This is a genomic window from Campylobacter sp. CNRCH_2013_0898h, assembly GCF_025772965.1.
GTDB lineage: Bacteria > Campylobacterota > Campylobacteria > Campylobacterales > Campylobacteraceae > Campylobacter_D > Campylobacter_D lari_D.
In genome coordinates this window covers 156795-169018 of sequence record NZ_JAKMTD010000001.1, presented here as the reverse complement: position 1 = coordinate 169018, position 12224 = coordinate 156795, and the positions used below count along the sequence as shown (strand labels likewise).

11 protein-coding genes are annotated in these 12224 nt (G+C 30.1%); 8 read left to right on the top strand and 3 right to left on the bottom strand.

Annotated features, from left to right (window positions below; genetic code table 11):
- Position 1 precedes the first annotated feature (1 nt).
- On the bottom strand, positions 2-880 hold the full coding sequence (locus tag L8X50_RS00860) for an aspartate carbamoyltransferase catalytic subunit (protein WP_263660133.1): 879 nt from the start codon (positions 878-880) through the stop codon (positions 2-4).
- A gap of 9 nt (positions 881-889) precedes the next feature.
- Positions 890-2116 carry a serine/threonine transporter SstT gene (gene sstT, locus L8X50_RS00855; RefSeq protein WP_263660132.1) on the bottom strand — a complete coding sequence of 409 codons (1227 nt, stop codon included), beginning with the start codon at positions 2114-2116 and terminating at the stop codon, positions 890-892.
- Positions 2117-2263: 147 nt separating this feature from the next.
- Between sstT and metK the strand changes: the two genes are divergently transcribed.
- Entirely contained in the window at positions 2264-3457 is a 1194-nt protein-coding gene (metK, locus tag L8X50_RS00850) for a methionine adenosyltransferase (protein WP_133318704.1), read from the top strand.
- Positions 3458-3467: 10 nt separating this feature from the next.
- On the opposite strand, the gene L8X50_RS00845 is transcribed toward metK, so the two are convergent.
- A complete protein-coding gene (locus tag L8X50_RS00845) occupies positions 3468-4790 on the bottom strand; it encodes an apolipoprotein N-acyltransferase (protein WP_263660131.1) in 1323 nt (440 codons plus the stop codon).
- Between L8X50_RS00845 and yajC the strand changes: the two genes are divergently transcribed.
- The 7 genes from yajC to L8X50_RS00810 are packed head-to-tail and all read left to right on the top strand — an operon-like array spanning position 4760 to position 12223.
- On the top strand, positions 4760-5035 hold the full coding sequence (yajC, locus tag L8X50_RS00840) for a preprotein translocase subunit YajC (protein WP_039618686.1): 276 nt from the start codon (positions 4760-4762) through the stop codon (positions 5033-5035). The genes L8X50_RS00845 and yajC overlap by 31 nt on opposite strands.
- Positions 5028-6608: a protein translocase subunit SecD gene (secD, locus tag L8X50_RS00835; RefSeq protein ID WP_087689307.1), complete on the top strand. Its 1581-nt coding sequence runs from the start codon at positions 5028-5030 to the stop codon at positions 6606-6608. The genes yajC and secD overlap by 8 nt, the downstream gene beginning before the upstream one ends.
- A complete protein-coding gene (gene secF, locus L8X50_RS00830) occupies positions 6608-7579 on the top strand; it encodes a protein translocase subunit SecF (RefSeq protein ID WP_220566868.1) in 972 nt (323 codons plus the stop codon). Before secD ends, secF begins: the two co-directional genes overlap by 1 nt.
- A gap of 2 nt (positions 7580-7581) precedes the next feature.
- Positions 7582-7923, top strand: a complete 342-nt coding sequence (locus L8X50_RS00825) for a DUF6394 family protein (protein WP_133318707.1) — start codon at positions 7582-7584, stop codon at positions 7921-7923.
- A gap of 8 nt (positions 7924-7931) precedes the next feature.
- A complete protein-coding gene (gene leuS / locus L8X50_RS00820) occupies positions 7932-10361 on the top strand; it encodes a leucine--tRNA ligase (RefSeq protein ID WP_263660130.1) in 2430 nt (809 codons plus the stop codon).
- Positions 10358-10855 (top strand): LPS assembly lipoprotein LptE, encoded by a 498-nt coding sequence (lptE, locus tag L8X50_RS00815; RefSeq protein ID WP_133318709.1) that lies wholly within the window; start codon positions 10358-10360, stop codon positions 10853-10855. Before leuS ends, lptE begins: the two co-directional genes overlap by 4 nt.
- Positions 10856-12223: a hypothetical protein gene (locus L8X50_RS00810; protein ID WP_263660129.1), complete on the top strand. Its 1368-nt coding sequence runs from the start codon at positions 10856-10858 to the stop codon at positions 12221-12223. It begins immediately after the preceding gene.
- Position 12224 lies beyond the last annotated feature (1 nt).

Here is a 12224-nt window from a genome sequence, read left to right as displayed (position 1 = left end):
TTTAGCTTTCTAAAATGAGTTTTTTTAATACAGCCATTCTAATGGCAACACCATTTTTAACTTGAGTTAAAACCTTACATCTTTTATCAGCCATTACTTCATCACTAATATCGATATTTCTATGTACAGGACCAGGATGTAAGATAATGAGATTTTTATCTTTTATTAAATCTTTGCTAATACAAAAATCATTTGCATAATCTTTAAGCGATGCATAGGTTGGAATATTGTGTCTTTCAGTTTGTGTTCTAAGACTCATGATAATATCTACATCATCAATAACTTCTTTTAGTTTATTTGTTTTTTTAATAGGATAATTTGGCATAAAATGAGGTGGGGCTACTAGGGTAATGTCTATACCAAAACGAGGTAATAATTCTAAATTTGAAGCAGCAACGCGTGAGTTTTTAATATCTCCTACTATGGCTATTTTTTTATCTTTGACATTATAATCAAAATGCTCCATTATAGTAAAAAGATCAAGTAAAGCTTGGGTAGGATGAGCGTGTTTACCATCACCTCCATTAACTATAGGACAATGAGTATAATTTGCTAAAGTATGAGGTACACCTGAGTTTTTGTGTCTAACTACAATAGCACTTGGTGCCATTGCATCTAAATTCGCAGCAGTATCAAAAAGTGTTTCACCTTTGCTTGAACTACTTCTTGAAACATCTAATTTTAAAACTTTAGCACCTAGTCTTCTTGCGGCTGTTTCAAAGCTTGATTGAGTGCGTGTTGAATTTTCAAAGAAAATTGTTGTAACACTTTTTCCTTCTAAAAATGTACGCGGTTTTTCATCCAAAAATTCTTTTGCTTCTTTAAATAAAGCCAAGATTTCATCATTGTTAAAATCTTTTGTAGTAATTAAATGCCTCATAAGTCCTCCTTAAATTTTTAAATTAAGCTCATTATCTGAACAAATAGCACTAAATAAAACATCTGTTGAGCTATTTAATGCAGTTTCAACACTATCTTGGATAACCCCTATGATAAAACCAACCGCAACTACTTGCATAGCTATGTCATAATCAATATTAAACAAAGAGCAAGCAAGTGGTATAAGTAAGAGTGAACCCCCAGCAACCCCGCTAGCTCCACAAGCTGCAAATGCAGCTAAAACACTCAAAAGTATAGCTTGTAAAAAATTTATTTCAATACCTACTGTGTGAGCTGCTGCAAGACTTAATATAGCAATAGTTACAGCTGCTCCTGCCATATTAATCGTAGCACCTAGTGGAATAGAAATGCTATATAGGTTATTATTGATATTTAATTTGGAGCAAAGTGCCATATTTACAGGAATATTTGCTGCAGAACTTCTTGTAAAAAATGCAAAAACAGCACTATGTTTTAAACAAATAAAAATCAAAGGATAAGGATTTTTCTTTGTATAAGCAAAGACAATTAAAGCATTAATCACAAAAGCTACAAAAAACATAGTCAAAACTAAAATTATTAATAATTTAATATAACTAAAAAGTCCTGCTGCTCCTGTTTGAGCAACTGAATTAGCCACAAGTCCAAAAATTCCAAAAGGAGCAAGCTTGACTATAAATTTAACGATTTTTAATACACCCTCGTTTATATCAGTAAAAAGTTGTTTTGCATCATTAGAGCAATGTCTTAGAGCAAAACCTCCACCAATAGCCCAAGCTAATATGCTTAAATAATTTCCTGAAGATAAGGCATGGATCGGATTGTCTACTACTTGAAAAAGTAAGGTTTTAAATACTTCGCCTATATGCGCAGGGCTTGTAGTGGAAGCTTTTTCAATATCGGTTAATACTAATTCTACAGGAAAGATAAAACTTATACTAACTGCGCTTAAAGAAGCTAAAAAGGTTCCAAAAATATACAAGAAAATAATGTGTTTTATTTTCTCACTTCCATGATTAAATTCTTTTGTGCAAATGGTTGTTAAAATTAAAATAAAAACTAAAATTGGCGCTATAGCTTTTAATGCACCTGTAAATAAAGCACCAAAAATATTTGCAAAAATAGCTAAATCTTTAGAAAAAATACCTACTAAAATTCCTAAAACAATACCTATGCAAATTTGTAAAATAAGATTTCCATCTTTATAGCGTTTGATTGCATAAGAAAATAAACTCATTTCTTACCTTTTTTTGTAGTGATAAATTTAAATTTATTCTAGCAAAGTAAAGCTTAAATAAGCTTTTTGATTTTTAAGTTAGCTTATGTTATTATATTTTAGAAAATTTTTAATTTAACGAAAAAGATGATGCAAGGAATATAAAATATGTATTTATTTACTTCTGAAGTTGTTAGTGCAGGACATCCTGATAAATGTGCTGATATTATAGCTGATTCTATAGTTGATGCCTTTTTAACTCATGATAAAGACTCAAGGGTTGCTAGTGAGGTTTTTGTAGCAGGAAATAAAGTAGTAATTGGTGGTGAGATTAAATCAAAATATAAACTAGAAAAACAAGATTATGAAAATATTGTAAAAAAAGCTCTAGCAGATATTGGTTACAATGGAAATCCGCATTTTAGCAAAAAACAATGTTTGCACCCTGATGATTTAGATGTAATGGTATTTTTAAATGAGCAAAGTCCTGATATCAATCAAGGTGTTGATCAAGAAGATGGAGAGATTGGAGCAGGTGATCAAGGTATAATGTTTGGTTTTGCAAGCAATGAAGCAAAAGAATATATGCCAGCAGCTATTTCTTATGCTAGAATGCTTTGTGATAAAGTATATGAGTTTGCAAAAAACAATCCTGATAAACTTGGAGTAGATATTAAAACTCAAGTTACAATTGATTATGCAAATAAAGAAAATTTTGAAAATTGCAAACCTCAAAGTATCCATACTATTGTAGTTTCAGCTCCTTGTGTTGAAAGTATGAAAATAGAAGATTTAAGAGCTTTGGTGATGGATTTGATTTTGGATTCAAATTTACCAAAAGAGCTTTTTTGCCCAGAAAAAACAAGAATTTTAATCAACCCAACGGGAAAATATGTAAATCACAGCTCATTACATGATAGTGGTTTAACAGGAAGAAAGCTTATAGTAGATAGCTTTGGTGGCTATGCTCCAATAGGAGGTGGTGCACAATCTTCTAAAGACTATACTAAGGTTGATAGAAGCGGACTTTATGCTGCAAGATGGCTTGCTAAAAATATTGTAGCAGCAGGGCTTGCTAAAAAATGTATAGTACAACTTTCTTATGCTATAGGTGTGGCTAAACCAACTTCTGTAAGTGTGGATTGCATGGGAACAAATACAAGATTAAATGATGATATTTTAAGTGATTTTGTGATGAAAACTTTCCCATTAACTCCAAATTGGATTAAAAATAAATTCAATCTTGATAAACCAAGTAAAGATACTTTCATGTATGCTGATGTAGCTGCTCGTGGTCAAGTGGGTCAAGCTGATTATCCTTGGGAAAAATTAGACGCACTTGATGAATTTAAGGCATTATAAAATGAAGCTTTTAAGCTTCATTTTGCTTTAAAAGTTTTTCTTTTATCTTTAAAATCAATATCTCTTTTGGCTTAATTACCGCATTTTCTTTTCCATTAACTGCATGATATATGCTTACATTATAATTATTTGCATAAAAACGCATTAGAAAATTTTGTAATTTATACTCACTTGAAAAATTAAACCAAGCATTGTTTGAAATAGCGATGATGATTTTTGAGTGTTTGTAAAGTTTTTCTTTTGTAGCTTCAAAGCAGATAGCATTAGTGATGAGCTGATTATTTAGAGTGTATTGATTTAATTCTTTTCCTTTTGAAAATTCATCAATATTTAAAAGATATTTTTTAAAAAAGTTTTTAAATATAGGAATTTCTTCTCCAAAAGGTACAAGATAATGTTTGTTAAAAACTTGTATGTTGCCATTGTCAAATACATAAGTACTATTGTATAGATGATTAGGTGTAGTGCTTATAGCACCTGTGATGATGATGATTTGTTTTGATAAATCTTTTAAGGCTTGTAAATAACTTGGTGCTTTATTTAATGCAAAAGCAAAAGCAGTTTCAGGAAAAATAATTGCTTCTTTACCTTCTTTTATAGTCTTGTTGATTTGATAAAATATATCTTTAGAATGAGTTTGTAAATTTTCTTGTATGAATTTTTGATCTTGGGAGATATTAGTTTGGATTAATTTATAGTCTAAATTTAGCGTTTGCGATTGTTTTTGATTATATTGAGCACCGATTAGAATAAGGATTAGAATAATTGCTATTTTATAATATCTTGAAATATATTTTTCATAATAAAAATAAGCAATCAAAAACATAGCTATAATACCTTGGTAACTTGCATCAAAGATTCCATATACACTTAAAACACCCCAATTTAGCCAATCAAAGCCAAAAGGATGAATAAAACAAAGTAAAAAAATTCCACAAAGTCTTAAAAAATCATATTTAAGAAAAAAACATATAAAAAACAAAAATCCATAAATTAATCCAATTAAGATAATTTCTAAAGGAATTAAATAAGCTAAATTAAAATAAATTGATGATAAACCTATCCACCAAAACCATAAAATTCCTATAAAAAAACCGGTGTAAAAATATCCTGCTTTACTTTTGTTTCTTAGTAATAAAATTAAACCATATATGCTTAAAAACGGTGAGATAAATTCGAAAAGTAAATTTTCAAAAAAAGAAAAATAAATAAAATTTGACAATAAAAGTGCAGAAAAAAAGGCTTTTATTATTTTAAAAGTGGTAGAATTAGAATTTATGAACTTAAAAAAAAGGGGAAGAAATGGCAGAAAACGGAAATATTTGGACTTCATTGTTGCCTCTCATTGTGCTTTTTGCGATTTTTTATTTTTTGGTTATTAGACCACAACAAAAACAAGCAAAAGACCATAAGTTGATGGTTTCATCTTTAGAAAAAGGAGATAAAATCATCACAAATGGTGGGATAATTTGCGAGGTGGTAAAACCAGAAGAGGATTTTATCAAAGTTAAGCTTAATGATGAAAATGTAGTTGTAAAAATTTCTAGAGATTTTATAGCAAAGAAAATTGATGCGTAGTGGAAAAATTACTTATAGAAGTATTATTTTCTTTGTAGTTTTTCTTATAGGGCTTGTTTTTTCTATACCTTCTTTTATGCAAACCCAAAGTGGTGCTAAGATTAACCTAGGACTTGATTTGCAAGGCGGTTTGCATATGTTATTAGGTGTAGAAGTAGAAGAGGCGGTTAAGTCAAAGGTTAAATCCATAGCCTCTTCTCTTAGCTATTCTATCAATAAAGAAGATATTATTGTTGATAAAATCAAAGTAAATGATACTAGTATTGAATTTAGTTTATTAGATGAAAATGATGTAGCTAAGGTTGATTTGTTATTAAAAGACATTAAAGGCTTGGCTGTCACACATGAAAATTTACACTACACACTTTCTTTAACCCAAGAAGAAATCAAACTAACTCATGAACAAGCTATTTTACAAGCTGTAGAAACTATTAGAAATAGACTTGATCAATTTGGTCTTGCAGAGCCAAATGTAGCAAGATCAGGTGAGGATAAAATTTTAGTCGAACTTCCAGGTATTAAAACTGCTGCAGATGAGGCTAGAGCTAGAGAGCTTATCGCAAAAGCTGCACATTTACAATTAATGGAAGTAGATGATGTTAGAATGGATCAGGTAAATAATCTTACTCCAGCTCAAGCTGCTGAATATGGAGATTTAATTTTTGAAGATGCAAAAAATCCTCAAATTAAATATCTAGTAAAATCTATACCTATTCTTGATGGTTCTATGCTAACAGACGCAAAAGTGGGTTTTGCGCAAAGTAATAATCTTCCTGTGATTAATTTCACCTTAAATTCGGAAGGTGCTAAAAAATTTGGAGACTATACAGGAAATAATGTAGGCAAACGCTTAGCTATAGTTTTAGATAATAAAGTATATTCAGCTCCAAGAATTAATGAAAGAATAGGTGGAGGTAGTGGTCAAATTAGTGGTAGTTTTACCGTTGAAGAAGCTCATGATGTGGCCATTGCTTTAAGAAGTGGGGCACTTTTAGCACCGGTTAAAATGCTTGAAAAAAGAAGTGTTGGACCATCTTTGGGTGCTGATAGTATTAAAATGAGTATGATAGCCCTAGCAGGTGCTTCTATATTAGTTATTGCATTTATGGTGATGTATTATGGTATAGCAGGAATTTTTGCTAATATTGCTTTAGTGGCAAATATTTTAGTGATTATTGCTGTAATGGCTATGTTTGGTGCAACCTTAACTTTACCTGGTATGGCAGGACTTGTGCTTACTGTAGGTATGGCAGTAGATTCTAATGTTATTATTAATGAAAGAATTAGGGAGTTATTGCGAGAAGGTGCTAGCATAAGGCAAAGTGTTGAAAATGGCTATAAGCATGCAATGAGTGCGATTTTAGATTCTAACATTACTTCGCTTATTACTTCAGTGGTACTTTATGCTTATGGAACAGGTGCGGTAAAAGGTTTTGCGGTGACTTTAAGCATTGGAATCTTAGTTTCAATGATTACTTCTATTGTTGGAACTCATGGTATGTTTGAAATGTTTATGAACCGTATGGAAAAAAGCAATAACACAAGATTATGGTTTGGATATAGGAGACCTTAATGCAATTTTTTAGTCAAAAACATATTTATGATTTTATGAGAATGAGATTTGCAGCCATCTCTTTGTCTTTTATTTTATTTTTTGGTTCTATTTTTATCCTTTTTACTAAGGGTTTGAATTTTGGTATTGATTTTACCGGTGGAACTTTGGTACAGCTTCAATATGAGCAAAAAGCACCCTTGGCTGAAATTCGTAAAGCTTTATCTATAAATGAAAATTTAAAAGGAGCTAGTGTTACCGAATTTGGTAGTGCTAATGAAGTTATTATTCGCTTTTCAGGAAGTAGCGATAGCTTGGGAAGTGATATTGGAGTAAGTATTGCAAATTTGTTAAAAGATACAGGTAAATTTGAAGTGCGCCGCGTGGATGTAGTAGGTCCAAAAGTAGGAGATGAACTGCGTAACAAAGGTCTTATGGCGGTTGGAATTTCTTTGATTGCTATTTTGATTTATTTGGCAGTGAGATTTGAATGGCGTTTTGCTATGGCTTCTATTGTGTGTGAAATTCATGATATAGTCATTACTTTAGGCGCTATTGCATTATTTGAAATAGATGTAAATTTAGATATTTTGGCGGCTGTTTTAACTGTGCTTGGATATTCTTTAAATGATACGATTATTATTTTTGATAGGATTAGAGAAGGTGTTAAAACAAGTAAAAATTCAAAACTTGATTTAATTATTAATGAATCAGTTTCTGCAACTTTATCAAGAACTACTTTAACAACAGGTTTAACTTTAATCACTGTTGTAGTGCTTTATTTCTTTGGTGGATCTATGATAGAAGGTTTTGCTCTAACTATGATAGTGGGTATTGTGGCAGGTACTGCAAGTTCTATATTTGTAGCAAGTCCAGCACTTTTATGGTTTAAATTTAGTGTTACGCAGTATCGTCAAAAAGAATTAGAAAAAGTAAAGAAAAAACAAGAAAAAGAGAAATTAAGAGCGATGTATGAAAAAGGAACGGTGTAAAAATGAATTGGGGTAAGGTTATTTATATCTTTTTTGCTCTAATGAGCTTAACTACAACCGCAGGATTTTTATATGATCAAAATGAAGTTGCATTATTTATTGCAGCTTGTGTGAATTTAATTTCTACTTTATTGAAAATCGGAGTTAGAAATTTCTTAGCAGCTGAATTATTTGCTAGTTCTTTAGTGGCTGATTTGCATTTAATTCCAGCTTTTGCTTTAATACAAATTAATCCAGAGGCTAATGTTATGGTTTATACTTTAGCAATTGGTGCTTTGATAGCTAATATCTTTTCAATGATTTTAGTTATAGTTGATTCAGTAAAAAGTCAAGAAGAAAATTAGGAGTTAAAATGGCATATGAGGCAGGTAAAATAGAAAAAAAATGGCAAAAAATTTGGCAAGAAAAAGAATATTTTGAGCCAAAAGATGATTTTTCTTTACCAAAAAAATACATTTTATCTATGTTTCCATATCCAAGTGGTAGAATTCATATGGGACATGTGAGAAACTATAGCATAGGTGATGCTATGGCTAGATATTATAGAAAAAAAGGTTTTAATGTCTTACATCCTATAGGTTTTGATAGTTTTGGTATGCCTGCTGAAAATGCTGCGATAAAACACGGTATTCATCCTAAGAAATGGACTTATGAAAATATTGATTATATGCAAAATGAACTTGCTTCTTTGGGCTTTTCCTTTTCTAAAAAAAGAATGTTTGCTACTTCTGATCCTTTATATACTAAATTTGAGCAAGAATTTTTTATCAAAATGTATGAAAAAGGACTTGTTTATACTAAAGAAGCTGAAGTTAATTGGTGTGAGAATGATAAAACAGTCTTAGCAAATGAGCAAGTTGAAGATGGCAAATGTTGGCGTTGTGGACATGAAGTCATTAGAAAAAAAATGCCAGGATATTATGTAAAAATCACTGCTTATGCAGATGAATTATTGCAAGATCTTAAAAAATTAGAAGGAAAATGGCCAAGTCAAGTTCTAACTATGCAAGAAAATTGGATAGGTAAAAGCACAGGGCTTAGTTTTGATTTTGATATAGAAGAAAATGATAAAATCAGTGCAAAAAAGATCAATGTTTTTACAACAAGAGCTGAGACTATTTATGGAGTGTCTTATATTGCTTTAGCACCTGATCATGAAATAGTAAACGAATTAATTGATAAAAAATTACTAGATCAAGATACTATCATAAAAATTCAAAATATACAAAATCAAACACCCCGCCAAAGACAAGCTGCACCAAAAGAAGGATATTTTTTAAATCTTCATGTAATCCATCCACTAAGTAAAGAAAAAATTCCTTTATGGGTAGCTAATTTTGTTTTAAGTGATTATGGTAGTGGGGCTGTTATGAGTGTGCCTGCTCATGATGAAAGAGATTATGAGTTTGCAAAAACTTATAATTTAGCTATAAAAAAAGTAATTTATAAAGATGAAAATGACGCACAATGCTACACTTTAAAAGAAGGTGTTTTAACTAATAGTGGCGAATTTGATCAATTAGAATGTAATGATGCTAGAGAAAAAATTAGTTTAAAAATTGAATCTTTGGGTATTGGTAAAAAGGTTACCAATTTTAAAATTCGTGATTGGGGTGTTTCTAGACAAAGATATTGGGGTGCTCCTATACCAATGATTAAGTGTAATTCTTGTGGCATAGTTCCTCAAAAAATAGAAAATTTACCTATTACCTTGCCTGAAGATGTGATTATAAATGGAGAGGGAAATCCACTTGATAAGCATGAAATATGGAAAGAGTGCATTTGTCCAAAATGTGGTAAAAAAGCACAAAAAGAAAGCGATACTTTAGATACTTTCTTTGAAAGTTCTTGGTATTTTGCGCGTTTTGCAAGTGATGATAAAACATGGCAAGAAAAAGCGGTAGATGAAAAAAGTGTTAATTATTGGATGAATGTTGATGAATATATTGGCGGGATTGAACATGCGATATTGCATTTACTCTATGCTAGATTTTTCCAAAAAGCACTTAGAGATTTGGGTTATTTAAAAGATGATGAGCCTTTTAATAGACTTTTAACTCAAGGAATGGTCACTAAAGATGGTGCTAAGATGAGTAAATCTAAGGGCAATGTAGTTGATCCTGATTATATTATAGAAAAATATGGAGCAGATAGTGCAAGATTGTTTATATTGTTTGCTGCACCACCTGCTAAGGAACTTGAATGGAACGATAGTGCGCTAGAGGGTGCATTTAAATTTATCAATAGGCTTTATGAAAAGGCTATGAGTTTAGAATGTGGAAAATTACAAGAAATTGATCATCAAGGTTTAAATAAAGAAGAAAAATATGCTAGATTAAAAGTATATGAAGCTTTGAAAAAATCTTTTGAAGTTTATGAAGAAAGTTTTGCCTTTAATACCTTAATAGCTGCATGTATGGAAGCTTTAAATGCCTTAAATGCTATAAATCATAAAGAAGTTTTAAAAGAAGCTTTTTGTATTATTTTAAATATTTTAGAGCCTATTATCCCTCATGTTTGTTTTGAGCTTAGCGAGCATTTGTTTAAATGTGAAAATTTTAAAGTATTAAAAATAAAAGAAGAAGTTTTTGTAAAAGATAGTTTTAATATAGCTATTAGTGTTAATGGTAAAAAAAGAGCACAGATTGAAATAAATTCAGAAGCTAAAGAAGATGAGATTTTAGCTTTGGCTAAAGAAAATGTTGCAAAATGGCTAGAAGGAAAAACCATTGTAAAAGAAATTTATATTGATAAGAAATTGGTAAATTTGGTGGTTAAATGAAAAAATATTTAATATCTTTTTTTGCTTTTTTTATTATATCTTGTGGATATATCCCATCATCTCAAATGGCAAGTAGGGTTTTGGGTGAAAATGTATTTTTGAAAATCAATATTAGTAAACAAGATCCCGAAAATAGTGTTTATATAACAGATATTTTAAGAGAAGCTATGCTTAATAAGCTTGGCAGAAAAGTCACAGATGAACATAATGCAGATAGTTCTATTATAGTTACGATGAAAAAGTTAGAATTTCATCCTATGGTGTATGATAGAAATGGTTATGTAGTTAATTATAAAGCAGAGCTTTACTTGGAATTTCTTATGCGTTATAAAAATGGTAAAGAAGAAGTTGTAAATACCAAGGGAAGTTATAATTTTGATATTAATCCAAATTCTATTATTAGCGATCAAGCTAGATTTGAAGCAATTAAAAATGCATCAAGTGAAGCTTTTGATGAATTTGTTTCTATCATAGCTATTAGGGGTTATAAATAAATGGCAAGTCATATCAATGAGATTGCAAAAGAAACATTGATAAAATTAAAAGAGCGTAAGTTGCATCCAACTCCTGAAAATTATAGTGAGGTATTTGAAGAATGTGCTAAAAAAGCGGGAGTGATGAGTTTTAATAAAGCAAGGATAGAAAAATATACTAATCTTTTAGATGATATTTATAAGCAAGAGCTAAAAGGAAAAAGCATTCGAACTATTGATGAGTTTTTGATGTTTTTAGTTTCTAGGCTTAATAGGCAAGTAAGTAGAAAATATGAAGATGTTTATGCTTTGCTTGATTTGATTGTGCATCAGCTTAGTATTAGCAAAGATAAAAAAATCAAAGAACTAGCAAAAATTACTCAACACAGATTATCTCAAGCTATGGATTTAGAAACCATATATCTTTTAAGGGCTAAATGGAGAGAGCTTGAAAAATCTTATGAGGATTATGAGCTTTTAAAAAAATTAGAAGAATTTAATATTCGAGCGTTTTTGGATTTTCACACTTTAGTTGAAAAACTCATTGTTATGTTAAAGGAGAGATCTTATGAGAAGCAGGCTGAACTTTTACTAGCTTCTTTGGAGTCTTTGTTTGGAGTAAGTAAAGAGCTTGAGCAGTTTAAACAAAATTTAAAAGAAAATCCTAAATTAATTGCCAGGAAAGAATTTGCACATGAGTATTATTTAATGTTGCAAAAAAAAGAAGCAACAGATAAATATTATATACAAAAAAACCTTTCTTTTTTTAATCAGCACTTAGAAAGCTTAAATGAAATGGTATCAAAGCTTTATGATAACAGCCAAGAAGATGTGAAATTTATTAATGCTTTAACTAAAGATGAAAATGGTAATGTTCAAATTAATTTTGATACACTAAAAGATAAACTTTTGTATGCAAACGAGCAAATAGCGCAAATTAAAACTCAAATTCAAGCTACAAGTGACGATGAGCAAAGAGAGCAGTGGAGTCTTGCTCAAGAACTTAAAAAACTTGATGAAAACTATAAGCTTTATGCTGTTAATTATGCATTATGTTTTTTTAAAATTAATAATATAGAGCATGTTATTAATGTTTATGGTGTTGATAGTTTTAAGGCAATTAGTGGAAAGTTTAAAAAGATACTTAAAGATTTATGTAAAGATATGGGTGAAATTTGGATTTTAGATGAAAGTTCTTATTTGGTTATACTTCCAGGTAAAAATTTAGAAAGTGCTCAGATTTTTATAGAAAAAGCCTTAAAGCTTATAGATGATTATAAATTCATTTATAAAGAAGAAGTAGTTAAACTTATTTTATCATCTTCTTGCATAGAAAAAAAAGAATTTCCAGATGGTGATATTTTAAAAGAATTAATCCAAAAAGCTTAGC